Consider the following 25,604-nt stretch of genomic DNA (forward strand, 5'->3'; position numbering starts at 1 on the left):
GCCCGCGGTCACCACGGCGGCCAAGACCATCGCCGCCGGCGCGTCGGCCACCTTCGCCTACGACGTGGCGGTGAGCAACCCGCGGCTGTGGGACCTGACCAACCCCAACCTGTACTCGCTGGCGACGAACGTCCTCGTCGGCGGGACCGCCGTCGACGACGACATCACGTCCGTGGGCATCCGCACCGTCGCCTTCACCGCCTCGACGGGCATGAGCCTGAACGGCAAGAGCGTGAAGTTCCAGGGTGTGGCGTTGCACCAGGACTTCCACGGGCTCGGGATGGCCGCCCCGCAACGCGCGATGCAGCGGCGGCTCGCCCAGCTGAAGGCGCTCGGCGTCAACGCCATCCGCACCGCGCACGACCCGCCGAGCCCGGCGTTCCTCGAGCTCACCGACCGGATGGGGTTCCTGGTCCTCGACGAGTTCTTCGACGTCTGGACCCAGCACAAGTACTCCGACGTCGGCGACTACGCGACGTACTTCAACCGGACCGCGTCTTCGCCGACCGGCACGCCCGCCGTGCCCGGCGCGAGCGGCTCGGTGCCCTGGTACCAGGTCGACGCGACCAGCATCGTCATGCGCGACCGCAACCACCCCAGCGTGGCGATGTGGAGCACCGGCAACGAGATCCGCGACTCGATCTCCACCCGGACGCCGCTGCTGACCAGGATGGTCTCGATCGCGCACGCCCTGGACGGCCGTCCGGTCACCCAGGCCCTGTTCCGGCCGGCGGACAGCGGTGACGTCACCGGCGCCACCCGGACCATCGTGGACGACTTCGGCGGCAACTACCGGCCGGACGAGGTCATCCAGGCGGCGAAGACGTCCCCGGCGCGGCCCGGCCTGTTCACCGAGATGGGCACCGACACCTCCGCGTGGACGACGGTCCGGAACAACGCCATGGTGACCGGCCTTTTCCTCTGGACCGGTGCGGCATACCTGGGGGAGGCCGACGGGCTGTGGCCCCGGGGCGAAGGCGACTTCGGCCTGATGGACGGCGTGGGCACGGTGCGGCCGATCGGATACTCGTGGCAGCGCACCTGGGGTGCGCCCACGACGTCGCCACCGCCGACCGGCACCACGGCGACCCGCGTGCTGCTGTCACCCGACCACAGCACGGTGTCGACGGACATCGACGACGTCTCGTACGTGAAGGCGACCGTGGCCGACTCCTCCGGTCGCGTGGTGACCGGGTCTTCCGCCGCGGTCACGTTCAGCGTGAGCGGGCCGGGCGTGCTGGTGGCGGTCGACAGCGGCAGTCCGGTGCAGGAGAGCTTCCGGGGCACCGTCCGGAAGGCGTACCAGGGGGTCGCCTACGCCCTGGTACGGGCCACGGGCCCGGGCACCATCACGGTGACCGCGAGCTCCGGCGGCCTGACCACGGGCACGACCACGCTGACCGGCACCACGGCACCGTTCGTGCCGTGTTCCGGCAGCTGCGACTGAAGAATCCTGGAGTTGTGCATGAAGATCTTCGCCTTCCTCGTGTTCTCGGCGGTCGCCGTCGCCGTCGCCGGTGCCCCGGTGGCCGCGAGCAGCCCGGCGGCCGGCACGACCTACTACGTCGCCCCGGCGGGCAGTGACAGCGCCGCCGGGACGCAGACCGCTCCCTGGGCTTCGGTCGCGCACGCCCAGTCCGTCGCGCAGGCGGGTGACACCGTTTACCTCCGGGGCGGCACCTACAGCTATTCCCGCGCGAACAAGGCCTGCGCGAGCCAGACCGACCGGGTGGACGCGATCACCCTGAACAAGAGCGGCAGTGCGGGCAACCCGATCCGCTACTGGGCCTACCCGGGCGAAACGCCGGTCTTCGATTTCTCCCGCGTGAGCGACGACTGCCGGATCAAGGGCTTCGACGTCACCGGGAACTACATCCACCTGAAGGGCCTGGAGGTCAAGGGCGTCCCGCAGAACAACAACCTCAACCACGAGTCCTGGGGCATCTGGATCTCCGGGAGCGACAACACGTTCGAACTGCTCAACCTGCACAACAACATGGGACCGGGCCTGTTCATCCAGGACGGTGGCGGCAACCTCGTCGTCAATTCCGATTCCCACGACAACTACGACCCGCTCACGTCGAACGGCGCGGGCGAAAGCGCCGACGGCTTCGGCGCGCACATCTCCGCCAACCACCCGGGCAACGTGTTCCGGGGCTGCCGCGCGTGGTGGAACTCCGACGACGGGTTCGACCTGATCAACGCGTTCTCCTCGGTGACCATCGAGAACTCGTGGGCGTGGCGCAACGGCTACCTGCCGGAGACGACGACGTCGTCCGGCAACGGGAACGGCTTCAAGATGGGCGGCTACGGCGGCAAGTACGTCAGCAACGGCGTGAAGCACGCGGTCCGGAACTCGGTGGCGTTCAACAACAAGGCGGCGGGGTTCTACGCCAACCACCACACGCTGGCCAACGACTACTTCGACAACACCGGCTACAACAACAACCCGGACTTCAACATGCTCGGGATCACTTCGAGCGGCGGTGCGACCGGCTTGGGCAACCTGCGCAACAACATCGCCTACAAGGGTTCCCTGACGTCGAACATGTCGGGCACGAGCACGTCGTACAACTCCTGGAACCTGAGCGTCACGCTGTCGGACGCGCAGTTCAAGAGCGTGTCGACGTCCGGGTGGGACGCTGCGCGCCAGGCCGACGGCAGCCTGCCCGTGCTGCCCAACCTGCGGCTCGCGGCGAACAGCTCGCTGATCGACAAGGGCACCAACGTCGGGTTGCCCTACAACGGGAAGGCTCCGGACCTCGGTGCTTTCGAGTCCTGACAAGGCCGAGTTCGGTGGAACCGCCTTCAGCGACCGGGCTGGTCCCGGCGGATCATCCAACGCCACAGACCGGCGAAGAACAGCCAGGCGGCGATCGCCTCCACGGCGGCGGCGATGACATGGCCCGGGTCGAGACTCCGGTGGTGCAGCCCGGCGCGCACGAGCAGTTCGACGCCGAACGCGACGGGGAGCACCAGCAGGAACGGCCACCACACCAGCGTGCGGAAGTAGCGGCGGCGCTTGATCTTCTCGACGTCCATCCCGGCCCCCTCGGTCGTCACGGCGGATCACCTCCGCGGATACCTCGGCGGCGTGGCCGCGAAACGCGCCGGACGGCCGGGGAGGCCGGATCAGGTCTCGCTCGATCAGGTGAAAACCACTCGATCACCGTGCGGAAATATCGCGACATGCCTGGTCCGGGCGGACGAGACCCTCCACGGCGCCGCGGGCCCGCCGCGTATGGTCGGCCCGTGCGAATGCCGAGACAGCGGGACAGCAGCGGGTTTCCGATCGCCCGCGACCACGTCTGCTGGGGCTACCGGCGCCGGAGCGAGTTCCTGGCCCGGGCGCGGGAGTTCCTGGCCGAAGGGCTGGCCGAGGGGGCGCGGGTCCTCTACGTCGCCCCGGGTGACGAGGCCGTCCTGACCGGGCAGCTGCGGACGGCCGGGTGGTTCGAGGAGGGCGTGGGCCGCGGTGCGGTCCGGTTCGCGTCGGTGGAGTCGACCTACGCCAGCGGTGCCGTCGTCGACCCCGCCGGTCAGGTCGAGTTCTACGCCGCGGCGACTTCGGAGGCGCTGGCCGACGGGTTCACCGGCCTGCGGGTCGCCGCCGACGCGACGTCGCTGGTCCGCACGCCCGCCCAGCTGGACGCGTTCGCCCGCTACGAGCACAGTGCGGACCGCTACATGGCCACCCACCCGATGTCGGCGATGTGCGGCTACGACCTGACCGAGCTGGGGGCGGAAACCGTCGCGCAGCTGGCGTGCCTGCACCCCGCCGCTCACCACGGCGCGACCTCGTTCCACCTGCACAGCCACGCGCGGGACGGGAGCGCCGCCGCGCTGGACGGGGAGCTGGACATGGCGGTCCGCCGGGTGTGGCCGCTGGCGCTGGAACGCGCCGACCTGCCCTCCACCGCCGGCACGATCGCGATCGACGCCGGCGACCTGGACTTCATCGACCACCGCAGCCTGTTCGACGTCGCCGACTACGCCGAGCGGCGCGGCACCACGGTCGTCCTGCGGACGCGGCTGTCCACCCCGGCGCGCCTGTGCGAGCTGTTCGGCCTGACCCGCGTCCGCGTGGAACTCGGGTGGTGAGCGCCGGGCCCGGCACCGCCGAGCGGGGCTACGAGCACGCCGCGGTGCACTACGCCTCCGACGCGGAACTGCTCGCCGTCGTCGTGCCGTTCCTCGCCGGCGGGCTGGCGGCGGGCGAACAGACCGTCGTTTCGCTGGAACCGGACCGGGCCGAGCTGGTGCGTGCCGCCCTCGCGCCCTCGCCGGGCACGCACTTCCTGCCGGCCGGCGACCTCTACGCGCGGCCCGCCGCCGCGATCAAGTCCTACCGCGAACTGATGGCCGGGTTCGTCGCCGGCGGCGCCGCGGGCATCCGCATCGTCGGCGAAGTGCCGCGTGCCGCGATCGACACGTCCTGGGACTGGTGGGCCCGCTACGAAGCGGCGGTCAACCACGCCTACGACGAGTTCCCGTTGCGCAGCGTCTGCGCCTACGACACCCGCACGACACCGCGGCACGTACTCGACGACGTCGCCCGCACCCACCCCTTCCTGGCCACCCCCGGCGGCGGCCACCGGGCCAACGCCGGCTACGTCGACCCGCTGTCCTTCCTGGCCGGCCCGCGGCCGGTGACGCCCGACCCGATCGAACACACCACGCCGCTGGCCGACCTCACCGATCCCCAGCCTTCGGCCGCCCGCCGGGCCGTGGTCGCGGCCGACAAGACCGACCTGCCCGCCGCGGAAATCGACGACCTCGTCCTCGCCGTCAGCGAGATCACCGACAACGCGCTGCGCCACGGCCGTTCGCCGGTCCGGCTGCGGATCTGGGCCGACCGCGAGCACATGGTCGTCACCGTCCGCGACGCCGGCCGGGGCCCCGCCGACCCGTTCGCCGGGCTGCTCCCCGCCGACCGCCCGGAAGGCGGCCGTGGACTGTGGATCGCGCACCAGATCTGCAGCCAGGTCGCGCTGCACCGCGACGACACGGGCTTCACGGTCCGGCTCACGGCGGGACGGCCGGCGACGGGCGGCTGAAGACCGCTCACGCGCAGCGGGGCTGACCGGGGCAGGCGCGCAGGAACTTGACGACCGGGGCCGCCGGGATCGCGTCCGGCCCCGGCATTCCCTGCGGCCATTCGATGGTCAGGGCGACGGCCGAGGAGTTGTTGCGGTAGTTCGCTTCCAGCAGCGTCCGGTCCGCGTTGACCGTGTTCACCAGGTCGTACGTGCCCGCCGGGACGTGCGTGATGTCCAGCCACTGGAAGTCCACGGTGTACCTGTAGTCGTCGCCCGCGCCGACCGAGATCCCTTCGAGCACGTCGAGGGCGGTGGGTTCGTGGTGGCGGCACTGGTTCGAGCGGAGGGTCCCGGCGAGGTCGGCGTCGGGGCCGGTGTCGCCCGGGACGTGGTCGAGGGTGCCGACGTCGGCCACCGCGAACCGGTCGCCGAGGCAGAAGCCGTTCTTGCGGTCGGTGACGATCGTCTTGCCCTGCGGGGAAACCAGCGCGAAGTGCTCGAAGTTCATCAGGTGCCAGTGCTGGTGGGCGACCGCCGGCTCGTAGTACGTGAAAGCCCGGGTGGCTCGCTGCGCCGAGGTGTAGCCGGCCGGGATCGAGCCGTCCGAGCCGTTGCGCAGGGCCTGGCGGACGGACATGGTGTCCTGGTTCGTGTCGTCACGATGGCCGAAGAGCAGCAGCGGCCCGTCACCGATGTTCTCCTCCGCGCTGGTGAACCGCAGCCGGACGGCTTTCGCCACGTTCGCCGGGACGCACCGCCCGCTGGGTACCGCGGGGTCGATCACCGGGCACACGTCCCAGGCGTCGCACTGCGCGAGGTCACCGGAACTCCCGCCCGCGCACCCCGGGATCGCCTGACGCAGATCGGGGAGGAAGACGTCCGGAGCCGCGTCGGCACGAGGGGCCGAGGCGGCGGCGACCAAAAGGACCACGGCCGCCAATACCGCGTGTTTCTTGAGCAAGGGCTGCGCCGTCCTGTCCGGTCTTTCCGACCGCGCCATTCTAGGGGGTCCCGGCACGCCGTCGTGTCACACAATCGACTGAGCTGCCACTGTTCTCGCGGCTGCGGTGAGTAGCGTGCGGGCGAACCGACGTCCCCGGAGGGAAATCACCGCATGCCGACCACCACCGCACCTTTCCGCGAATCGGCCGCAGGCGCCCCGGAAGTGCCGCCGGCCGGGACCGGGGGAATCACGCTCGTCTGCGGGACGCGGCCGGAACTGATCAAGCTGGCGCCGTTGATGCGGTTCTTCGGCGACGGGTGCGCGGTCGTCTACACCGGACAGCACTACGACCACTCGCTGTACTCGCGCATCCGCGCGGACCTGCCGCCGTCCGGCCGGTTCCACGATCTCGGCGTCGGGGCCGGCCGCCGCGGCGGCCAGCTCGGGCGGACGGTCAGCGCGGTCGACGAAGTCCTGGCCGCGCACCCCGGCCGGGTGGTGGTCGTGCAGGGCGACACGACGTCGGCGCTCGCCGGTGCGCTGGCGGCCAACGCGCACGACCTTCCGCTGGTGCACGTCGAAGCCGGGCTGCGCAGCCACGACCGCGCGATGCCCGAGGAGCACAACCGCGTGCTGATCGACCACCTGGCCGACCTCTGCTGCGCGCCGACCGACCTCAACCGCCGGAACCTCCTGGCGGAAAACGTGCCCGCCGAACGGATCGCCGTCACCGGCAACACGGTCGTGGAAGCGCTGGAGAGCGCGCTCCCGGCCGCCGCCGAGCGGGAAGCCGTCCTGACGGCGAGGGGGCTGGCGCGCGACCGGTTCGTCCTGGCCACCATCCACCGCCCGGAGAACGTCGACGACCCGGGCCGGCTCGAGGTGATCCTGCGCGAGCTGGGCCGCCTGCCGTTGCCGGTCGTGTTCCCGCTGCACCCGCGCACGGCCAAGAGCGTCGAGGAGGCCGGCCTGACGCGGCTGCTGGAACCCCTCGTCCGGCTGGAACCCCAGGCCTACCCGGCGTTCCTCGCGCTGGCCGCGGAAGCCGCCGTGATCGTGTCCGATTCCGGGGGCATCCAAGAGGAAGTGAGTGTCCTCAAGCGACCCGTGGTCGTGGTGCGGCGCAGCACCGAGCGTCCCGAGATCGCCGGGACGTTCGGCGTGCGGGTGCCGCCCGGGCCGGGGATCGGCACGGAGGTCGCCCGGTGGCTCGACGACGTCGCCGGCCACCGCGAGCGGCTCCGGCGGCTCCCGTCACCGTACGGCGACGGGGCCGCCGCCGCCCGCATCGCGGCCGCGCTCGGTTCCGTGCTCGCTCAGCGGGCCGGCTCGGCGACCGCGGGCTGATCCGCGGCCGGGACGGCGATCCGGCTCGTGACGTCGTTCGCGAGCGCGACGCTCGAGTTCCAGCTCGTGACGTCCGGGTACACGTGGGCCGTCGTGGCCAGCAGCAGGTTCGTGCCCGCCACCGCGACTGGGGGCCGTTCGGCCAGATAACCCAGCGGGTACACGGGTTCGACGAACGGCGCCTTGAACACCCGCACCCGGGCGAGGTCGTCCGGGCCGAGCTCGGGGTACAGGTCCCTGAGCTGAGCCGACCAGCGCGCGGCGATCGCTTCGTCGTCGTCGAGGTACAGCGGCGAGCCGCGATCGGTGTAGCGCATGACGTAGACGAGGTGGTGGTCGCCGGTGAGGCCGGCCAGCTCGGACATCGCGACGACCCCGTCGAACTCGGTGCCCGAGTGCAGCACCGGCGTCCAGTAGTGCTCGGTCAGCGGGCGGCGGAGGAAGAACACGCCGGTGACCACGCCCTGGTAGGGCAGGTCGGTCCGGGGCAGCCGGGCGGCGAGCTCGTCGTCGGCGATGCGCCGCAGCAGGGGCAGCGGCACGGTGGAGACGACGTGGTCGGCGTCGAGGACCTCGCCCCCGGTCAGGGTGAGGACCGCGCGGCCGCCCGCGCTGTGCAGCCGCCGGACCGGGGTTTCCGTGCGCACGGTGCCGCCGGCCCGCTCGATCGACGTCCGCAGGGCGTCGATGATCGTCTTGTAGCCGCCCGCCGGGTAGCCGCGGGTGGCCACGTTGCGCTCCCGGCCCAGCCGCTGCCACAGGTACAGCGCGGGAACGTCCCCGAAGGACGGTCCGAACTTCGAGCCGAACATCGGCGCGAAGAGCCGTTCCCAGACGACGTCGCCGTAGAGCCCGCGCAGCCAGTCCTCGGTGCGGAGCCGGTCGAGGTCCTTGCCCTCGCCCAACCGCCGCAGCAGCAGGGAAACCACGCCGAAGCGCACGCGGTCGTGCAGCCGCAACGGAGAGAACCGCAGCAGGTCGAGCGCGGAGTTGAACGAGTGGCGGCGGCCGTCGACGACCATGCCCATCGTCGTTTCGCGCCACCGCACCGAATCCCGCAGGCCCAGCTCGCCCAGCAACGCCAGCAGGCTCGCGTCCGACGGCATGACGCAGTGGTAGAACCGCTCGGCCCACCGGTCGCCGTCGGCGAAGAACGTGCCGAGGCCGCCGAGCTGGTCACTGCTCTCGAGCAGGGTCACCCGGGCGCCGCGCCGGACGAGGCGGTGGGCGGCGGCGAGGCCGCAGATGCCGCCGCCGATCACGGCGACGTGCGGGGAGTCGGGAGGGGTCACCGGGTCACAGCTTCCGGTAGGGCGCCGGGCTCAGCCGGTCGCGGACGAGCAGTTTCAGGTACTGCACGACGGTGCGTCGCAGCTTCAGCTTGCTGGGTCCCTGCTTGCGGTCGTACCGCAGGGCCAGCGGGACCTCGGTGATCACCGGGCGGCAGTGGCGGAGCTTGAGCAGCAGCTCCACCATGCAGGCGAAGCCCTGCTCTTCGATGAGCCGTTCGCCCCAGTGGGCGGAAGCGCGCGCCAGCAGGGACGCCCGGTAGGCGCGGTAGCCGCTGGTGAAGTCCCGGACGCCGTCGACGTCGAGGGCGCGGTGGAACAGCTGCGCCGCGCCGCGGGACAGCAGGCGCCGCCCGAACGGGGCGGTCCGGTCGTCGCCGCCCGGGACGAACCGGGAGCAGATGGCGACGTCCGCGCCGGCGGTGATCTGCGCCTGCAGCGCTCGGATCAGTGCCGGGTCGTGCGTGTCGTCGGCGTCCATCACGACCACGATGTCGTCGGGGCCGGCTTCCTCCAGCGCGGCCCGGAGCCCGGACTGCACGGCCCGGCCGAGCCCGAGGTTCACCAGGTGGCGCACGACGCGGACGTCGAGACCGCCGTAGCCGGACTCGGCGACGGCGACCGTGGCGTCGGCGGAACCGTCGTCGACGACCCAGACGGTGAGCTGCTCGGTGCGGGCCACGTCGGCGAGCCGGTGCAGCAGCGGCGGCAGGGACGCTTCTTCGTTGAACGCGGGCAGCACGACGTGCGCCCGTCCGCCGGTCCGGCCGGCGGTGCGGTCCGGTTCGGACAGTGTGGCCAGGGTGGTCTCTTCGCGCGCCACGGTTCCCCTCTGATCGTTGTGCTGCTCACCCGGACGGAGCCGGGTTTCGTGCGGCCGTCGAGTGATAGTCGGCTATCTTGTGTGGTTTCTTTAGTGGCCCGGAAAATCCCCCGGAAGGACGCACGTCATCAGAACTACTTGGTGTTTCCTGAAATCACCGGATCGGGTCTGTCGAACACCCCTATCGAGTGTATTTCCGGGACGTCGCGGAAAAATTCACTCGATCGAGCCGGTGTTGCCTCTAATGGCTGAGTCGTGAAGAAAGCGAGAATAGGATCCTCATGTCAAGAAGAGGTCGAGACCGGTGACTGAACTCAAGGACACGGTCCTCGCCGAAGCGGTGCCGGTGCCGCGGCGCGCCCGGCCGGGTGACCGCCGGGGCGACCGCCGGGACGATCCTGTCCGCGGCCGCCCGCTGCTGGCCCGGGTCAACGCCGTGGCCGTGCTGCTCGCCGCCGTCGACGGCGCCGCCTGGCTGACCGCGGTGCTGCGGACCGGCCCCGGCCCGGTGTGCGCGGTGGTCACCGCCGCGGCGCTCGCCGGGACGCGGGTCGGCGGCCGGGTCCACCGCCGCCGCCTCTGGCTCTCCTGGCTGCAGGACCTCCCGCGCTCGGTCACCACCACCGTGCTGGCGTTCGCGCTCGTCACCGGAACGGCGCTCGTGGCCGGGATGGACGGGGACGACACCGCGCGGATGCAGGAGGTGGTCCTGCTCTTCGCCGTGCTCAGCGAAGGTGTCCGGCCCGCGGTCTTCGCGTTCGGCCGGTGGGGCCGCCGCCGGCTGCGCCGCTGCGACCGGGCCGTCGTGGTGGGGTCGGGGCGGATCGGCGGCGAGCTGGTCCGCACCATGCTGGAACACCCGGAGTTCGGCCTGCTCCCGGTCGGCGTCGCGGCGTCCGCACCGGACCCGGCGCCCGCCGGGCTGCCGGTCGAGCCGATCCGCGGCGACCTGACCGAGGCCATCGCCCGGCTGCGCGCGGGCACGGTGATCCTCGCCCCGGCCGGCGACGGCGACGGCGCGGTCGTCGACGCCGCCATCACCGCCCACCGGCTGGGATGCGTCACGCTGGTGCTGCCGCACCTGTTCGAGCTCTGCCCGGACGGGCCGGGCGTCGACCGGCTGCGCAGCTACCCGCTGGTGTGGCTGGGCGGGGCGCCCACCCGGCGGCCCAGCTGGTGGGTCAAGCGCGCCGTCGAGACGACGCTGGCCGCGGCCGCGCTCTTCGCGCTCGCGCCGGTGATCGCCTGCTGCGCGCTGGCGATCGCGCTGGAAAGCGGCTTCCCGGTCTTCTTCCGGCAGGTGCGGGTCGGGATGGACGGCGGCACGTTCGTGCTCTACAAGCTGCGCAGTGTCCGGCAGGCCGCCGTCGACGATTCGCAGACCCGCTGGTCGGTCGTGGGCGACAGCCGGGTCGGGCCGGTCGGCCGGTTCCTGCGCCGGTCCTCTTTGGACGAGCTGCCGCAGCTGTGGAACGTCGTGCGCGGGGACATGTCGCTGGTCGGCCCGCGGCCGGAGCGGCCGGTGTTCGTGCACGAGTTCTCCGCCGTCCACGACCTGTACTGGGCCCGGCACCGGGTGCCGACCGGGCTGACCGGCCTGGCGCAGGTGCACGGCCTGCGCGGCGACACGTCGATCGCGGACCGGGCGCGCTACGACAACTACTACATCGCGAACTGGTCCCTCTGGCTCGACCTCAAGATCGTCATTCTCACGGTGGGAGAACTGCTGTGCCGAAGGCAACGCTGATCCGCGAACACCCGGTGGCTCGCTTGACGGCCGTGCTCGTCCTGCTGGCCGGCTGCCTGACCGGGTGCGTCACCAGCTCGGCGCAAGAGGTCTCGGTCTCGGCGCCCCCGCCGAAGCCGCTGGCGCCGTGCGCCTGGTGGTACGGGATCGGCCGGGCACCGACCGCGGACGAGATCGTCCAGGCGGCCCGGCGGTACGAGGTCGTCGTGCTCAACGCCGACCAGAGCGCGGCGATGCGCCGGCTGCACCAGCTCAACCCGCAGGTGAAGGTGCTGGTGTACAAGGACCTCTCCAGCACGCGCAACTACCCCGGCGCGGTCGACGGTGGCCACGACGCCGCCTTCCTGCCGAGCGGCATCGGCTACGTCGCGGCGCAGCAGAACCACCCCGACTGGTTCGCCGTCGACGTCAAGGGGCGGCGGATCGAGTGGCAGGGCTTCCCCCGGCACTGGCAGATGACGGTGTGGGACCCGGACTACCAGCAGGCCTGGACCGACGCCGTCGTCGGCGAGGTGACCCGCGAGGGCTGGGACGGCGTGCTCGCGGACAACGACTTCAACACGCTGAGCTTCTACTCGTCGGCGGTGCTCGCGGGCACCGCGAACGTCGCGGAGACCGACCGCAAGCTCCGCGACGGCCTCGACGCGTTCCTGTCCCTGGCCGGTGACGCCTTCTCGAAGGCGAACAAGCTCCTGGTGCCCAACGTGTCCGAGACGCACCTGGTGCCGGGCCGGTGGACCGCGCACTCCCGCTTCGGGGGTGCGATGGAGGAGAACTTCGGGTTCCGCGAGGACCGCGGGTCCGGCGGCCTCCTGACGTTCCGCGGCAACGAGTTCCAGGAACTGCGCGCCCAGGCGGCACTCGGCGAGTCGCTGCTGTTGCTGGTGACGCGGACGCACGACGCGCGGGAGGAGCGGACCGGTTACGCGTCCGCGGCGCTGCTCGCCGGGCCGCGGACGTGCTGGACCCGGGCGACCACCGACGACTACCGGAACCCGGAGTGGTCGGCGTTGCAGGACAGCGGGCTGGGCGAGGCGGTGGACGCGGCCGGCCGCCTGCCCAACGGCGTCTGGACCCGGACGTTCACCCACGGCTGGATCGCGGTGAACACGACGGCGTCCACCCAGACGGTGACCCCGCCCGAAGGCCTGGTCACCCCCGGCGCACCCACGCCTCCCCCCTCCACCACCCCGGCCGCCACCCCCACTCCGACCCCGGCCCCGATCACGCTCGCCGCGGCGGACGCGATGATCCTGGTCGACCCACCCACCTCACCCTGACCACCCGTGTCGACCCCCCAAACACGAGTGATGCCCCCTCAATCACGCGAGATGCCTCCCCCATCACACGTGATGCCCGCCCAATCACCTGAGGTTGCCGGTTCAGGCGACGTCACCCAGCTGACACCTCGCGGTTGACGTGGGCGAGGAAGGTGAGGGTGCGGTCGGTCTGTTCGCGCGATCCGAACGGCACGGCGATGAATTCCGTGGCGCCGGCGTCGGCGTAGCGGCGAAGTTGCCGTCCCACCTCGTGTTCGTCGCCGACCACCACGACATCCGCCGGTCCACGTACGCCTTCCCGGTCGAACAGGGCCCGGTAACTCGGCACCTGGCCGGCTCCGCCGAAATGTGCGCTGGCCCAGGCTCTTGCCTGGTCGGCGTCTTCCGTGACGGCTATGGGCAGGTTGACCACAATGCGCGGGGCAGGCTTCCCGGCGGCCTCAGCGGCCGCGGTGATCCGCGGGGCGACATGGGTTCCGATCGTTCGCGGGCCCGTCCACACGGCAACGGTTCCGTCGGCGAGTTCGCCGGCGATGCGCAGCATGACCGGGCCCAGCGCGGCAAGGAGCACGGAGGGCGGTTGCGCGTCCGGCGTGTGCGTTTGTCCGGTGACCTGGTATATCTCGCCGTTGAACTCGATCGTCTCGCCGTGCAGCAGGGGCCCGAGAACGTCGAGATACTCGCGAGTGTGCCGGGCCGGGTGCTCGAAACGCAGTCCGAACACCGACTCGACACGGTGCCGGTGGCCGGGCCCGATGCCGAGGGTGAGGCGGTTGCCGATGGCCGCTTGCACGCTCAGGGCCTGGCTTGCCAGCGTCAGCGGGTGGCGCGGGTAGGTGGTCACGACGGCCGTACCGAGCGGCAACCCCGGCACGGCGAGCCCGGCGACCGTCGCGGCGGTGAGCGCGTCGGCGGTATGCCGCTCGGCCCACCACGCACCACCCAGCCCCAGTTCCGCGATGTGGCGGACCTCGTCGACGATGTCGGCCATCGTCTTGGGTCCATCGATTTCCAGGCCGACATTCGTTCCTATGCGCACGGCGCCACTGCGATCAGGGCGCGATGGTGCTTCGGGGTCTCGATCTCGTCGATCAGGGCGACGGCGAGATCGGCGTAGGAGAACGTCGCCGAATCGTCCACGGGCAAGATCCGGGTGCCGCCCGTCCGGTACCGGCCGGTGCGCGCCGCTTCGTTGTCCAAGACGACGGGCGGCGGGGCCAGCACCACCCAGTCGATGTCGGTGTCCGCTCCTTGCAGCGCCGCGAGCCCGGCCGCGTGCCCGAGCGAGAACGCCCTGCCCTCCGCCGGGAAACCGGGGTCGTCGTGCACCGCGACACCGGGTGCGGTTTCCAGCACCGTGCCGATGCCGATCGCGACCAACCGCCCGACACCGGCCCGCGCCAGCCCGTCCAGCAGCGCGCGGGCGGCGACCGGGAAGAAGGTCTCCGCCGGCACGTCCAGCCGGGCCGCGGCATTGACGGCCGCGTCGTGGCGCGCGGCGACCTCGGCCACGCTGTCCGGCTGGGTGACGTCGCCCGCGACCACGGCTATCCCGGTACCGGCCAGGTCCGGGTGCTGCTGCGGGTCGCGCACGACGGCGGTGACCTGGTGGCCCCGGGCCGTGGCCTCGGCCACCGCGTGGCGTCCTGCCCGGCCACCGGCACCGAAAACGACGATCTTGCTCACTGCGATCACTCCGTTCGCCCCTGGCAGGGATTCGATCACCTGCCGATGCCGCGAACGCTACGTGGCAAGCCCTTGGTTTCCGCAACGATAGTTACGTACGGTGGGCAGTGTGAGTGAGCCGCTGGACCCCGACATGTTCGCCGACTGCGCCCCCGTCGCGGCGCCGATGCGCATCGGTGACAAGTGGACCGCCAAGATCATCACGTGCCTGCGATCAGGGCCCCGCCGGTTCTCCGAGCTCCAGGCGCCGTTGCGGGGCATCACGCCCAAGGTGCTCACCGAATCGCTGCGGGCGCTGGAGCGGGACGGGATGATCACGCGCACCGCCTACCCCGAGATCCCACCCCGGGTCGAGTACGAACTGACCCCACTGGGCCACACGCTGTTCGAGCCGATGGCCGCCCAATGCGCCTGGAACCGCGAACACCTGCCCGAACTGCTCGCTGCCCGCGAAGCCCACGAAAGCACCGCAGGCTGAACGAGCGCGGTGCCGGAAGAGGCATCACGTGTGTCGGGATGGGCATCTCGCGTGATTGGAGGGGCATCACACGTGATTGGCGGGTCGACACTGGGCGGCCAATTGGTCGTACAGGGCCAGGTGACGGCGGGCGCAGGCTTCGGGGCGGTAGCGGGTGTGGGCGCGCTCGGCGAGGAGACGGCCGAGCCGGGCGGGGTCGCGTTCCGCGAACAGGGCGCGCAGGGCGTCGGCGAGAGCCGGGATGTCGCCCGGCGGGGGCAGGAACGACGGGCTGCCCGGCAGGTCGAGCATGGCCGGTACGCCGCCGGTGGCTGTCGCCAGAACGGGTTTCCCGGCGGCCATCGCCTCGGCCACCACCAGCGGCTGTTGCTCCATTGTGGACGGCAGGACGAGTGCGTCCGCGTCGGTGAGCAGGGCGGGGACGTCGGGACGGAACCCGAGGAACGTCACGCGCCCGGCGAGCGGTGGCTGCTGCGCGGCCTGTTCGGCTGAGGCGCGTTGCGGGCCGTCGCCGACCACGGTCAGCCGCGCATCAAGGGGCAGTACGCCGGGGAGCGCCAGTGCGGCGAGGAGGTCGAGGATTCCCTTGCGCTCCACCAGAAGCCCGACGAAGACGAGGTGCCGCACCGGTCCGCGCGGCGGGTTCGGCGAGGCAGGCTCGACGCAGTTGTCGATGTGCGCCAGCCGTCCCGCGGGGACCCGCAGGCGGCGGCGCAGGAACGCCCCCATCGCCTCGGCCGGCACGACCGTGCGGTCCAGCAACCGGGCGACGATGGCGTCCGCCGCGAGCACCGTCCGCGTGTAGACCGACGGCCCGGCGGACCGCCGCGAGCCGCGGAACCACGGCTCGGCGACGTCGTCGGGCACGCCGTGGTAGGTCTGGACCAGCGCCGGACGCGGGCCGAAGCGCAGGCCCGCGATCACCAGGCCCGCGCGCCGGTCCTGCGCGTGCACGACGTCGGGCCGCCACGCCCGGATCGCCGCCCGCGCCCAGCCCGCGGCCGCGACGTCTTCCTTGCCGCCCACCGTCAGTTCCTCGTGACGGCCCTCGATCAACGACGCTCCGCGGGCGGGGACGGGACCGAAGACGCGGACGTCGGCGCCGTCGGCCGCCAGCGTCGCGGCCAGGCGCACGGTGACGTCCACCGGGCCGCCGCGGTCCTGGGTGAGCAGGTAGGCGATGCGGGTCATGAGATGCGCTCCGACGGGGTCAGTTTGTCGACGAGGGCGGCGATCTGGTCGGTCATCCGGCCGCGGTCGAAGGACAGCGCCACGCGGCGGCGGCCCCGCTCGCCTTCGCGCCGGGCCAGTCCGGGGTCGGCGAGCCGGTCGGCCACCGCTTCGGCGAGGCGGACGACGTCACCGGGCGGCAGCACCGCGCCCGCGTCCGCGACGCTCTGGCGCGTCCCGCCGACGTCGAACGCGACCACCGGCCGCGCGCACGCCATCGCCTCCAGCGGCACCAGGGCCATGCCTTCGGCCCGGGAGGGCAGGACGACGACGTCCGCGGCCGTGTACCAGGCCGCGGGGTCGTCGGTGTGCCCCGGCCACAGCACGGATTCGTGGCGCGCCACCGGATGCCGCTCGCGCCACACGGGACCCATCGGCCCGTCGCCGGCGAAGGCGAGTTTCGCGTCCGGCAGCCGCCGCAGCACCCCGGGCCACGCCGACAGCAGCTGGTCCTGGCCCTTCAGCTCGGCCAGCCGGCCGACGCACACCGCGAGCGGCGCCCGCGCGGGCAGGCCGAGCCGCCGCCGGGCGGCGGCCCGGTCGCCGGGGACGAACCGGGTGGTGTCGACGCCGTTGCAGACGACCTCCGCCTCGGCCGTCACACCCGCCGCCCGGCCGGCGGCCAGCTCGTCGTCGCTGACGCACACGAGGAGGGCGGTCCACCGCGAGGCGAACCGTTCCCACGCGGCGGACGCGCGACGCAGCGGCCCGCGTGCGCTGTCGAAGGACCACAGGTGCGGCTGGAAGACCGTCGGACGGCCACCGCGCACGGCCAGCCGTCCGGCCAGCCCGGCTTTCGAGCTGTGCAGGTGCACGACGTCCGGGTCCAGCTCGGTCAGGAGCCGGCGCAGCCGCAGTGCCTCGGTGAACGAACCGGGCCCGGGGGAGCGGCTCGCCGTCCAGCCGCGGACGTCGACGCCGAGTTCGCGGGCCTGCTCGGCGAGCCAGCCGGAAGGGCAGACGACGGTGACCGACCAGCCCCGGTTCCGTTGCGCCACCGCGAGTTCGAGGACGACCACGGCGACACCGGCGGTCACGGGCTGGGAGACGTGCACGATCCTCACCGGAGACCGCCCCGGCGCAGTTCGGCGATGGCCTTCCGCTGCAGCAGCAGCGTCGCCCCGGCGTACCCGGCGACGAGGACCGCGGCTTCGGCGAGCGCGCCAGGCAGAGAATCCGCGAACCACGGCCGCGAGGCCACCGCGGGCACCGCCCCGGCGGCACAGGCGAGCAGGACGCGGACGAGTGTTCCCGCCACGGACGGCGCCACGCCGAGCCCGGCCAGCACCCGCCAGGCGAGCGGCACGACCAGCCACGCCGCTCCGCACTGCGCCCACGCGACCGCCCCGATCCCGGCGTGGGTCAGCAGCGCCAGCCCGCCCGCCAGCAGGACCAGGTGCGTCGTCTCGAGTGCCAGGTACCGCCGGACGTGCCCGGTCGCCTTCACCGCCTGGTACCAGATCTGCAGCAGGCAGATCGCGACGCCGTAGCCGGACAGCAGCACGAGCGGACCACTCGCGCCCGCCCAGCGCGCGCCGAGCAGCACGACGTGGTCGGCGAGGACGGCGAGCGCCAGGTACAGCCCGCCGGTCACCACGAGCACCGCGCGGGTGAACCGGGTGACCGCCCCGCCGAGCGGCGCGCCTTCGCGCCGCAACCGCGTGAACACCGGGAAGGCGACCGCGCCGAGCACGACCGCCACCATGATGTACGGCACCCAGGCGAGCCGGTACGCCAGCGAGTAGACGCCGACCGCGTCCGGCCCGAGCACGCGCCCCACCGCGAAGTAGTCGAGGTTGACCAGCAATGCGCCGACGACCGCGGCGGGGCCCACGACGGCGATCCAGCGCAGCACTTCCCGCGCCGCCGCGGCGTCCCAGCAGGGCCGCACCCCGCCGCGGACCAGCATGCCGAGCAACGGTTGCGCCACCGCCGTGGCCAGCAGGCCGAGCACCAGCGAGAGGGGCCCGGCGCCGCACAGCGCGAGCACGACCGTCAGCGCGGCGCCCAGCACCGCACCGCCGCCGTCGGGCACCAGCCGTCGCCGGAAGTCCAGTTCCCGGTGCATCAGGCCCAGCTGCACGCCGCCCGCCGCCGAGAACGGCAGGCCGAGCGCGGCCAGCCGGACCAGCCCGGCGGCGTCCGGAGTGCCGAGCGACGCCGTGAGCGGGCCGGCGAGGACGACCAGCGCGGCGGCCAGCGCGAGCCCGGCGCCGACGCTCAGCGTGAGCACCGTCCCCGCCGTGCGGCGCGGATCGCCTTCGGTGCGCCCGATGACGTCGTAGACCCCGATCGACTGGACGACCTGGCCGAGGTTCACCAGCGCCACCGCCAGTGCGACGGCCCCGAGCTGTGCCTCGGTCAGCAGAGCCGCCAGCACCAGCGTGACCAGCATCTGGCTGCTCTTGCTGACGAGGTTGACCGCGCCCAGCCACAGGGAGCCGCGGACCGCGCGGGTGCGGAGCGCGGTCGTCACGCCGCCCGCACCCGGACTGCGGCGAACACCGCGAGACCCCACGCGACGACCACCGCGACACCGTCCACGGTGACCGCGGCCCGCGACCCGAACACCGAGACCACCGCGGAGTCCACTGTGTACAGATGGGCGAACGGCACGGCCAGTGCGAGGACCGCGAGTCCGGCCGCCGTCCAGCCCGGCTCGGCGCGGTGGCGCCACCACGACACGGCCACCGCCGCCATCGCGGGGACGGCGATCAGCACGTCGCCGGGCTGGTGCACGACGCAGGCCACCACGGCGAGGCAGGTCAGCAGGTCCGCGACCGGTGCCGTCGCGGTCCGGACGAGCAGCACACCGGTGACGAGCACCCCGGCCAGTACCACCAGCTCGATCCCGGACGGCACCCAGCCGGTGACGCGGAACAGCACGGCGGCGACGTCGATGCGTTGCGCGGTCAGGGAATCCACCGCGCCGTAGTCGGTGCCCCGCGCGTGGGTGAGGTTCGCGACGACGACGTCGAGGAACGGCCCGACCCCGCCGCCCCGCACGATCAGCAGCACGACGACCGGCAGGCTGGCCGCCGCGGCGATCGCCGTCCCCGTCAGCGCCACCCGGCATGAGCCGCGGGCGAACAGCAGGACGGCCAGCGGGAAGCCGTACTGCGGTTTGAGCCAGGCCAGCGCGAGGGCGACCGCCGCCCACCCCGGCCGGTCGCGCCGCGCCAGCAGGGCACCGGCCGCGCCGACGGCGATCAGCGGGTTGATCTGGCCGACGTAGAGCTGCGCCTTGCCCACCTGGCTGGTGACCAGCAGCGCCGCGACGACCGCCGTCGTGACCGCGAACGGGACGTACCGGCGGAGCGCGTGGGCCGTCAGCGCGGCGAGCGCCACCAGCAGCAGCAACGAAAACACGGTGAACGCGACGGCGCCGGCGCAGTACCCCGGCAGCGCGAACGGCGCGTGCAGCAGCAGGTGGTAGGGCTGGTAGAGGTTGAAGTCCTGGCGCACCGGCCAGTGCGCGAACATCGCCGCGGGGTCGTAGGGGTTGCCGCCGGTGAGGAACTCGCGGATCGGGAAGTAGAGGGCGTCGCGGAAGTCCTGCAGCCGTTCCTCGGCGAGGTTCGCCGGGGTCGGCAGCGGGACCTGCCACGACGGCGCGAGCGCGTGCCAGGCGCTCACGGTTCCGCCGAGTACCGCCACGAGAAAGACGAGCCGCTGTTTCGGGGTCAGGCCGGAACTGCGGGTGGAGACGGTGTGGGGTTTCGAGGTCATTTCGGCGTCACCCCCGTGGGGAGGGTTCCGGTGAGGCTGGGCCGGGTTCGGCGGCCGGCGGCGTTGCGATGGGCCGAGATGCCCCCAATGTGGCGTTGGGTGCGTTGGACGCACCGAACGCCACATTGGGTGCGTTGGACGCACCGAACGCCACATTGGGTGCGTTGGACGCACCCAACGCCACATTGGGTGCGTTTGCCCGCCGCGCTCCGAGAGTCCCGCGCGAGGGCGGCCTGCTGCCTCGAAGTCATGCCAGCACCACCGCCACGAGCACCGCGTCGGACGGCAGCACACCCGTCGCCGCGGTCAGCTCGGCCTGGTGCCGCCCACCCGCCGTCACCGCCACCACCGAGGCGCCGTCTCCTGCTGTCTCCGGCAGGCCCGCCGCCAGTTTCGCCGCCGTCTCGTCGAGGTCCGGGGTCACCGGCAGCACGCGCACCGGCCGCCCGGCCGCGCGGCACAGCACGGCCAGCCGGTCGGCGACCGCCGGGTCGTCGGCCCGCAGGACCGCCACCGGGCGGCGGACTCCCGCCGCGGCCAGTGCCCGGCGCACCGGGCCCGGCCCGGCGCCCGGGGCCATCCTGCGCAGGGCCGCCGTCGCCAGCCCGGCCGCGACCGCGCCGACCAGGGCCAGCCCGAGCACCAGCGGGGCGTCCGGGGCCACCGTGACGACGTCGGGCCGCGGGTCCAGTGTCCGCAGCTTGGCCGCCGGGGCCAGCAGGTTCGCGTCGATCATCGCCTTGCCCAGCGCCGTCGCCGTCGCGCCGGCCTGCTCCGCCGACGCCGCCCGCACCGACAGGCGCGCGAGACCGGACGCCGGCACCAGCTCGACCGACACGTGCCCGGCCAGCTCGTCGGGGGAGTACCCGGACACCGGGGCCGCCGCCCGCAGCACCGACGGGCTGCGGGCCAGCTCCACCAACGCGGGCAAAGCCAGCGAGACGACCTCGCCGTACGGCGCGCCGTCCGCCGCCGCGGGCGTGGCGAGCAGGCTGACCCGGCCCTGGTATTCGGCTCCGCGCGTCAGGCCGACGAGCAGCACGAGCGCGCCCACCAGCAGCGCCACGGCGGCACTCACCACAAAAGTGCGGTACTTCATCGGGCCCCCCGGAGCAGCTCGTCGTAGGACTTCATGAGCGTGTGCGGGTCGTAGTCGCGCTCGACGGCCCGGATTCCTTCGGCGGCCACGGTTTCCCGCCTCGCCTGGTCGAACAGCAGCGTGTTCAGCGCTTCCGCCGTCGCCGCCGGGTCCCCGGGCGGCACGACGAGCCCGCCGCCACCGGCCAGCACCTCGCCGATGCCGCCGACACGGGTCGCGACCACCGGCCGTCCGGCCGCCATCGACTCCAGGACCGCGAGCGGCAGGCCCTCCCAGTCGCTGGTCAGCACCGTGACGTCGGCCGCCGCGAGCAGGTCCGGGACGTCCGCCCGGGTACCGAGGAACTCGACCCGGCGGCCCAGCGCCTCCGCCCGGCGCTCGAGGTCCGCACGGAGACTGCCGTCGCCGGCCAGCCACAGCACCGCGTCGCCACCGACCGCCGCCCAGGCGTCCAGCAGCACGTCGTGGCGCTTCTGCGGCTCCAGCCGGGCGAGGCAGAGCGCGACCGGCGTCCCCTCCGGGACGCCGAGGGAGGCGCGGACCTCCGCGCGGCCGAACACCGGCGGGCGGCCGAACACGGCGTTGCGGATCACCACCGGCCGGTCGAGGCCGGCAGCGGTGAGCCGGTCCGCGGTGGCGGGCGAGACGGCGACGACCCGGCCGGAAGTACGCCGCAGGATCCGCGCGGCGGCGGCGTAGTCGTCCTCGGCGACGCCGTGGAAGACGGTCAGCAGCGGCCGCCGCCGTCCGGCGACGAGGGCCAGCCGGGCCACCAGGCTCGCGCCGACGTTGTGGGCCAGCACGACGTCGGGCCGGAACCGCGTGATCGCGCGGCGGGTGGCCAAGGCCGCCTTCAGCACGCCGGTCTTGCTGCGGCGCGCGAGCGGGACGGCGAACGTCGGCGTGCCGTCCGCGGCCAGCGCGTCGGCGCGGAAGCCCCCGCCGCCGGCGACGGCGGACACCCAGCCGTACTCCTCGCCGCGGGCCACCATGCCGGCCACGAGCGTTTCCGCCCCGCCGGACCCCATCTCACTGATCACGTGCAGCACCCGCATCGGCGCTTCCCTCTCCTTCTCGGCGAATCCGGGTTTCGGCCGCGACGGCGAGCGCGGCCAGCGACCACAACGGCAGGTAGTACTGCTCGGACAGGAACGTCGAGGTGACGACGACGGCGAGCAGCGACGCCTGGATCGCGATCGCTTCCGTGCGCCGCGGCCCGGGTCCGGCGCGCCGGACCGTCCGCTCGCTCGCCACCGCGGCGGTGGCGAGCACCCCGGCGAACAGCGCGAACCCCGGCAGGCCCAGCTCCGCGGCGACCTCGAGGTACATGTTGTGCGCCACCGGGGTCTGCTCGTCGACCTCGGCGTCGTGCGATTCGGCGGCGTAGTGCTCGCGGAAGCCGCCGGGGCCGACGCCGAGCACCGGGTGGGCGGTGAGCATCCGGGCCGCCGCCTGCCAGCGCAGCTCCCGCGTGTCCACATTGGACGCGGCGATGAAGCTCTTCTCCTGCAGCGCCCGGTCCAGCTGCGGACCGGCGAACAGCAGGGCGGCCAGGCCCAGCCCGGCGGCCGCCGCGGCCGCAGATCCGAGCACGCGCCACGGCATCACCCGGCGCAGCAGCAGCCAGCCGACCGCGGCGGTCAGGCCCAGCGCGCCACCGCGCGAAAACGTGGCCGTCGCGCCGGCCACCAGGACGACGCCCGCGACCGTGAAGACGAGCCCCCGGCGGTTCCGCGAGGAGAGTCCCCGGCGGTTCAGCGCCGCGAGCAGCGGGACCGCGGCGACCAGGAAGTAGGCGAGGTCGTTGGGATCCGGCTGCGGCCCGCTCGCGCGGGCTTCGCCGCCGACCACCAAGCTGAAGAGGGCACCGGCCCCGGCGGCAGTCGCGCCCGCGGTCGCGGCCAGCAGCAGCCGGCGGATCGGGACCTCGCGGCTCGCGACGTCCGCGAGCGCCGCCGTGACCACCAGGAACGGCAGCCAGCGCACGGTGTACTCCGCGGTGAACTCGCCCGCCGAGTGCACGGCCGCGGTTGCCGCCAGCACCACGGCGAGGAGCGCGAGCACCGCGTGCAGCGGCGTCGGGTGCGGAAGCCGCCGCTGCCGGATCCGGACCGCCAGCCAGGTCAGGGTCAGCACCGCGGGGGCGACCTTGCCGAGCTGGCTTTGCACGGCCGTCAGGTAGCCCTCGACCGGCGCGAAGGCGACGGTCGCGCACGCGAGGACCCGCAGCAGCGCCGCTTCCCGGGTCTCGCGCAGGGCGGGCCTGACGACCGCGAAAGTGGTCATCTCCCGGCGTCCAGCTTCGTCACCGGACGAGTGCGGCGCACGGCCGTCCGGCGGACGAACTCGCCGGTGCCGACGACGTCGAAATGCTCACGCAGCGCGGAAAGCACCCAGCCGAGCCAGGCCACCTTCCGCTCCCCGGGTGCCGCCATGCCGGGGAAGAACTCCATCCCGGGCGCCTCGGCGGCGCCGAGGACGTCGGTGGGGTGCAGCAGCAGCGAGGGGGACACCCCGCGGGCGAGGCAGAGCCGCAGCGCCGTCCGGAAGTACCCGCGGGCCAGCCGCGGCGAGATTTCGTGCAGCTGCAGGAGGTAGGAGCCGTGGATCGGGGTGCGCAGCAACGGCATCGTCGTCACCGGCAGCTCCACCAGCTCGTCCCCGTGAGACGTCCGCCAGCGGTAGGCGTGGATCGGGGCCAGCACCCGGGAGAAGCCGCCGAACAGCTCGTCGAGGCCCTCTTCCGAGGTTTTCGCCGTGCGGTTGTGGTACGCGCGGGCCAGCGGGCCGATCCACGTCGGCAGGGTGCTGGCGTCGTAGGCGTAACCCCGTTCGGCGAGCAGCTCGACGAGATCGCCGGTGACGCTGTAGCCGGGCCCGCGGAACCCGGCCGGCCGGGGCGCGCCCGCGGCGGCGATCGCGGCTTCGGTCCGGCTCAGCTCGGCCTCGAGCCGATCGCGGGAATAGCGGTGCAGCCAGGGTTCGTGGCCGAAGGAGTGGTTGCCCACCTCGTGACCCGCCGCGGCGATCTCGGCGACCGCCTTGGCGCCGTCTTCGCGGACGACGTCGGCGCCCACCACGAACACCGTCGTCGTGAGCCCCTGCTCGCCGAGGATCTCCAGCAGCCGCGGCACCGCGGACGGCAGGAAACTGGGGTGGGCGCGCCAGCCCGGATCGCCGTGCGTCTTCAGGTAGGCCCAGAGGTTGTCGAGGTCGACCGAGACGCTCGCGAGCGGGCGGGGGGTCACGCGGGCTCCCGGGCGACGTCGAGTGCGCCGGCCCGCGACTGCACGCCGAGCAGCAGTACGCCGGACACGACCACCGCGAGCCCGGCGGCGACCCACGGCTCGCGTCCGCCGAGGACGTGGTCGCCGAGGACGGCGATGCCGGTGACGGACGCCAGCACGATCGTGGTGGCGTCGGCGGTGGCCACGACCGTCGCCGCCGGGCCGCGCTGCAGGGCCGTGGCCATCGCGGCCTGCCCGAGCACGGCGGCGGCCAGCATCAGCCAGGTCAGCGGATTTCCGGGCAGCGCAAGGAGATCCCGGTGGGCCAGCGTCCGGCTGGCGACCGCCACGACGGCGAACGCGACCCCCGACAGCGCCGCGGACGGCAGGAACGCGCCGGTCCGGCCGGCCGGGATCATGGCCAGTCCCGTCCCCAGCACGACGACCGCCAAGGCGGCGACCCCGGCCGGCGGCAGGTCGGTGGCGACCGAAGCCGACGACGACCCGGCCAGCACGACGACCCCGGACGCGAGCAGCACCAGCGTCGCCGCCTCCGCGCCGCGGATCCGCCACCCGAGGACGACGACGCCGAAGGCGGTGGCCAGCCCGATCGCCGACGAGGACGCGGCTTGCACGAGATAGAGCGGCAACTTCGCGCGCGCGAAGAAGGCGAGCGCGAAACCGCCGGCCTGCCCGGCGAAACCCAGCAGGTACAGCCGGTCGGCGGCCAGCCTGGCCAGCAACCCCAGCCCGGTCCCCGGCCGGTTCCCGGCCCGCCGGGCGGCGACGCTCTGCGCGACGATCCCGACCGCGTACAGCACCGCGGACGCCACGAGTACCGCGTAATCCACCACCTACGACTCCTCACGTCCTGGGTTGGCCAGGGCAAAGCGTAGGAACGCGGACGCGTTGTCACGTTCGAAGGATGGAATAACGGAATCCGTCACGCAGAGACAGCAATTCGCCGGCCTCGGGCCACTCCAAAGTGTGGCGCGACGGCCCTTGCCTGCCGGTGGCGACAACATTGCGTGGCGTGCCGGATGTCATGAACGACTCGTTCATGACGTCCGACGACAGGAACGAGTCGTTCATGACTTCGGTAACCGGCGGCCGCCCCGGCGAGACCCGGACGGGCGCACCCGTTCGAGTTAGCCAAGTCCCGGTCAGCGCCCCGCGCACCCCACACGATCGGTGAACCGGCTGGAACGGGTGCCGGTGCGTCAGTACGTTTTCCGCACCAAGGCGGGTAACGCCTTCGAATGCCACCGCACGGGCGTTGCGGGAACAATTTCGGGAACAAGACGATCGAGGAGAAAAGCATGTTGAAGAAAATCGGTTTCGTCACCGCCGCCATGGCGGCGGGCGCTTTCGTGACCGGCGGGATCGCGGCCGCCGGCACGCCGCACGACGACCACCACCACGGTCACCACGGCTACGACTACACCGGCCAGGTCGGCCTGGTGAACCTGAACAACACCGACGCGCTGCACAACGTCAACGGCACGCTCGGCTTGTGCGGCAACGACGTCAACGTGCTCGGCGTCCAGGTGCCGGTCCACGACTCGCTGAACGGCATCGGCGTGCCGATCCTTTCGCCGGGCTCGAGCGACGCCGAGGGCGAGTCGCCGTACAACTGCGCCTCGAGCGGCCTTTCCGACGGCGGCACCAGCCAGGGCAACTGAGTCCC

The 25,604-nt window shown here is 73.0% G+C and carries 25 protein-coding genes; 9 read left to right on the forward strand and 16 right to left on the reverse strand.

What is annotated here, in order from left to right:
- Together CF165_RS40365 and CF165_RS40370 are read left to right on the forward strand one after the other, a co-directional pair.
- On the forward strand, nt 1-1,447 hold a 1,447-nt coding region (locus tag CF165_RS40365; protein WP_093952860.1), incomplete at its 5' end, for a glycoside hydrolase family 2 TIM barrel-domain containing protein.
- A gap of 18 nt (nt 1,448-1,465) precedes the next feature.
- A complete protein-coding gene (locus CF165_RS40370) occupies nt 1,466-2,782 on the forward strand; it encodes a right-handed parallel beta-helix repeat-containing protein (RefSeq protein WP_093952861.1) in 1,317 nt (438 codons plus the stop codon).
- A 26-nt stretch (nt 2,783-2,808) separates the two neighbouring features.
- Here CF165_RS40370 and CF165_RS40375 read toward each other — a convergent pair whose 3' ends face one another.
- Nucleotides 2,809-3,063, reverse strand: coding sequence for a hypothetical protein (locus tag CF165_RS40375; RefSeq protein ID WP_093952862.1), 255 nt, complete (start codon nt 3,061-3,063; stop codon nt 2,809-2,811).
- Nucleotides 3,064-3,258: 195 nt separating this feature from the next.
- Here CF165_RS40375 and CF165_RS40380 point away from each other — a divergent pair, with 195 nt between their 5' ends.
- Both CF165_RS40380 and CF165_RS40385 read left to right on the forward strand, forming a co-directional pair.
- Complete coding sequence (locus CF165_RS40380) at nt 3,259-4,101, forward strand: MEDS domain-containing protein (protein WP_143268793.1); 843 nt, start codon at nt 3,259-3,261, stop codon at nt 4,099-4,101.
- A complete protein-coding gene (locus CF165_RS40385) occupies nt 4,098-5,057 on the forward strand; it encodes a sensor histidine kinase (protein ID WP_093952926.1) in 960 nt (319 codons plus the stop codon). The genes CF165_RS40380 and CF165_RS40385 overlap by 4 nt, the downstream gene beginning before the upstream one ends.
- A gap of 7 nt (nt 5,058-5,064) precedes the next feature.
- On the opposite strand, the gene CF165_RS40390 is transcribed toward CF165_RS40385, so the two are convergent.
- Nucleotides 5,065-6,000, reverse strand: coding sequence for a lysyl oxidase family protein (locus CF165_RS40390; protein WP_093952863.1), 936 nt, complete (start codon nt 5,998-6,000; stop codon nt 5,065-5,067).
- A 153-nt stretch (nt 6,001-6,153) separates the two neighbouring features.
- Between CF165_RS40390 and wecB the strand changes: the two genes are divergently transcribed.
- The gene (gene wecB / locus CF165_RS40395) at nt 6,154-7,329 is read left to right on the forward strand and encodes a non-hydrolyzing UDP-N-acetylglucosamine 2-epimerase (RefSeq protein WP_093952864.1); all 1,176 of its coding nucleotides are present in this window, start codon (nt 6,154-6,156) and stop codon (nt 7,327-7,329) included.
- On the opposite strand, the gene CF165_RS40400 is transcribed toward wecB, so the two are convergent.
- Both CF165_RS40400 and CF165_RS40405 read right to left on the reverse strand, forming a co-directional pair.
- Nucleotides 7,299-8,621 carry an NAD(P)/FAD-dependent oxidoreductase gene (locus CF165_RS40400; protein WP_093952865.1) on the reverse strand — a complete coding sequence of 441 codons (1,323 nt, stop codon included), beginning with the start codon at nt 8,619-8,621 and terminating at the stop codon, nt 7,299-7,301. The two genes, wecB and CF165_RS40400, sit on opposite strands and share 31 nt — an antisense overlap.
- Before the next feature lie 4 nt (nt 8,622-8,625).
- The gene (locus CF165_RS40405) at nt 8,626-9,441 is read right to left on the reverse strand and encodes a glycosyltransferase (protein WP_093952866.1); all 816 of its coding nucleotides are present in this window, start codon (nt 9,439-9,441) and stop codon (nt 8,626-8,628) included.
- A gap of 304 nt (nt 9,442-9,745) precedes the next feature.
- On the opposite strand from CF165_RS40405, the gene CF165_RS40410 reads away from it, so the two are divergent.
- Together CF165_RS40410 and CF165_RS40415 are read left to right on the forward strand one after the other, a co-directional pair.
- Nucleotides 9,746-11,188, forward strand: a complete 1,443-nt coding sequence (locus CF165_RS40410) for an exopolysaccharide biosynthesis polyprenyl glycosylphosphotransferase (protein ID WP_093952867.1) — start codon at nt 9,746-9,748, stop codon at nt 11,186-11,188.
- A complete protein-coding gene (locus CF165_RS40415; protein WP_093952868.1) occupies nt 11,170-12,468 on the forward strand; it encodes a putative glycoside hydrolase family 15 protein in 1,299 nt (432 codons plus the stop codon). The genes CF165_RS40410 and CF165_RS40415 overlap by 19 nt, the downstream gene beginning before the upstream one ends.
- Before the next feature lie 112 nt (nt 12,469-12,580).
- Here CF165_RS40415 and CF165_RS40420 read toward each other — a convergent pair whose 3' ends face one another.
- The gene (locus CF165_RS40420) at nt 12,581-13,459 is read right to left on the reverse strand and encodes a TIGR03564 family F420-dependent LLM class oxidoreductase (protein ID WP_093952869.1); all 879 of its coding nucleotides are present in this window, start codon (nt 13,457-13,459) and stop codon (nt 12,581-12,583) included.
- Nucleotides 13,460-13,497: 38 nt separating this feature from the next.
- Nucleotides 13,498-14,154: an NAD(P)-dependent oxidoreductase gene (locus CF165_RS40425; protein WP_093952870.1), complete on the reverse strand. Its 657-nt coding sequence runs from the start codon at nt 14,152-14,154 to the stop codon at nt 13,498-13,500.
- Between the two features lie 133 nt (nt 14,155-14,287).
- Between CF165_RS40425 and CF165_RS40430 the strand changes: the two genes are divergently transcribed.
- Nucleotides 14,288-14,632 (forward strand): winged helix-turn-helix transcriptional regulator, encoded by a 345-nt coding sequence (locus CF165_RS40430; RefSeq protein ID WP_205661124.1) that lies wholly within the window; start codon nt 14,288-14,290, stop codon nt 14,630-14,632.
- 66 nt (nt 14,633-14,698) lie between these two features.
- On the opposite strand, the gene CF165_RS40435 is transcribed toward CF165_RS40430, so the two are convergent.
- From CF165_RS40435 to CF165_RS50680, 10 genes are all read right to left on the reverse strand, one after another.
- Complete coding sequence (locus CF165_RS40435) at nt 14,699-15,823, reverse strand: glycosyltransferase family 4 protein (RefSeq protein ID WP_093952872.1); 1,125 nt, start codon at nt 15,821-15,823, stop codon at nt 14,699-14,701.
- Nucleotides 15,820-16,926 (reverse strand): glycosyltransferase, encoded by a 1,107-nt coding sequence (locus CF165_RS40440; RefSeq protein WP_093952873.1) that lies wholly within the window; start codon nt 16,924-16,926, stop codon nt 15,820-15,822. Before CF165_RS40440 ends, CF165_RS40435 begins: the two co-directional genes overlap by 4 nt.
- Nucleotides 16,923-18,338, reverse strand: a complete 1,416-nt coding sequence (locus tag CF165_RS40445) for an oligosaccharide flippase family protein (RefSeq protein ID WP_240522020.1) — start codon at nt 18,336-18,338, stop codon at nt 16,923-16,925. Before CF165_RS40445 ends, CF165_RS40440 begins: the two co-directional genes overlap by 4 nt.
- Nucleotides 18,335-19,591, reverse strand: a complete 1,257-nt coding sequence (locus CF165_RS40450; protein ID WP_093952875.1) for a glycosyltransferase 87 family protein — start codon at nt 19,589-19,591, stop codon at nt 18,335-18,337. Before CF165_RS40450 ends, CF165_RS40445 begins: the two co-directional genes overlap by 4 nt.
- 247 nt (nt 19,592-19,838) lie before the next feature.
- Nucleotides 19,839-20,690: a YveK family protein gene (locus CF165_RS53540; protein ID WP_093952876.1), complete on the reverse strand. Its 852-nt coding sequence runs from the start codon at nt 20,688-20,690 to the stop codon at nt 19,839-19,841.
- Nucleotides 20,687-21,745, reverse strand: a complete 1,059-nt coding sequence (locus tag CF165_RS40460) for a glycosyltransferase (RefSeq protein WP_240522021.1) — start codon at nt 21,743-21,745, stop codon at nt 20,687-20,689. Before CF165_RS40460 ends, CF165_RS53540 begins: the two co-directional genes overlap by 4 nt.
- Nucleotides 21,720-22,976, reverse strand: a complete 1,257-nt coding sequence (locus tag CF165_RS40465; protein WP_093952877.1) for an O-antigen ligase family protein — start codon at nt 22,974-22,976, stop codon at nt 21,720-21,722. The genes CF165_RS40460 and CF165_RS40465 overlap by 26 nt, the downstream gene beginning before the upstream one ends.
- Entirely contained in the window at nt 22,973-23,938 is a 966-nt protein-coding gene (locus CF165_RS40470; protein ID WP_093952878.1) for a polysaccharide deacetylase family protein, read from the reverse strand. Before CF165_RS40470 ends, CF165_RS40465 begins: the two co-directional genes overlap by 4 nt.
- On the reverse strand, nt 23,935-24,771 hold the full coding sequence (locus CF165_RS40475) for a hypothetical protein (protein ID WP_093952879.1): 837 nt from the start codon (nt 24,769-24,771) through the stop codon (nt 23,935-23,937). Before CF165_RS40475 ends, CF165_RS40470 begins: the two co-directional genes overlap by 4 nt.
- A 58-nt stretch (nt 24,772-24,829) precedes the next feature.
- Entirely contained in the window at nt 24,830-25,009 is a 180-nt protein-coding gene (locus CF165_RS50680) for a hypothetical protein (protein WP_143268789.1), read from the reverse strand.
- 227 nt (nt 25,010-25,236) lie between these two features.
- On the opposite strand from CF165_RS50680, the gene CF165_RS40480 reads away from it, so the two are divergent.
- Nucleotides 25,237-25,599, forward strand: a complete 363-nt coding sequence (locus CF165_RS40480) for a hypothetical protein (RefSeq protein WP_093952880.1) — start codon at nt 25,237-25,239, stop codon at nt 25,597-25,599.
- Nucleotides 25,600-25,604 lie beyond the last annotated feature (5 nt).

Source organism: Amycolatopsis vastitatis (genome assembly GCF_002234595.1).
Classification (GTDB): Bacteria; Actinomycetota; Actinomycetes; order Mycobacteriales; family Pseudonocardiaceae; genus Amycolatopsis; species Amycolatopsis vastitatis.

Coding starts and splice junctions, on each gene's coding strand:
- CF165_RS40370 (WP_093952861.1), top strand. CDS start 1,466: ATGAAGATCTTCGCCTTCCTCGTGTTCTCGGCGGTCGCCGTCGCCGTC.
- CF165_RS40380 (WP_143268793.1), top strand. CDS start 3,259: ATGCCGAGACAGCGGGACAGCAGCGGGTTTCCGATCGCCCGCGACCAC.
- wecB (WP_093952864.1), top strand. CDS start 6,154: ATGCCGACCACCACCGCACCTTTCCGCGAATCGGCCGCAGGCGCCCCG.
- CF165_RS40420 (WP_093952869.1), bottom strand. CDS start 13,459: ATGGCCGACATCGTCGACGAGGTCCGCCACATCGCGGAACTGGGGCTG.
- CF165_RS40430 (WP_205661124.1), top strand. CDS start 14,288: ATGTTCGCCGACTGCGCCCCCGTCGCGGCGCCGATGCGCATCGGTGAC.
- CF165_RS40435 (WP_093952872.1), bottom strand. CDS start 15,823: ATGACCCGCATCGCCTACCTGCTCACCCAGGACCGCGGCGGCCCGGTG.
- CF165_RS40450 (WP_093952875.1), bottom strand. CDS start 19,591: ATGACCTCGAAACCCCACACCGTCTCCACCCGCAGTTCCGGCCTGACC.
- CF165_RS53540 (WP_093952876.1), bottom strand. CDS start 20,690: ATGAAGTACCGCACTTTTGTGGTGAGTGCCGCCGTGGCGCTGCTGGTG.
- CF165_RS40460 (WP_240522021.1), bottom strand. CDS start 21,745: ATGCGGGTGCTGCACGTGATCAGTGAGATGGGGTCCGGCGGGGCGGAA.
- CF165_RS40465 (WP_093952877.1), bottom strand. CDS start 22,976: ATGACCACTTTCGCGGTCGTCAGGCCCGCCCTGCGCGAGACCCGGGAA.
- CF165_RS50680 (WP_143268789.1), bottom strand. CDS start 25,009: ATGAACGACTCGTTCCTGTCGTCGGACGTCATGAACGAGTCGTTCATG.
- CF165_RS40480 (WP_093952880.1), top strand. CDS start 25,237: ATGTTGAAGAAAATCGGTTTCGTCACCGCCGCCATGGCGGCGGGCGCT.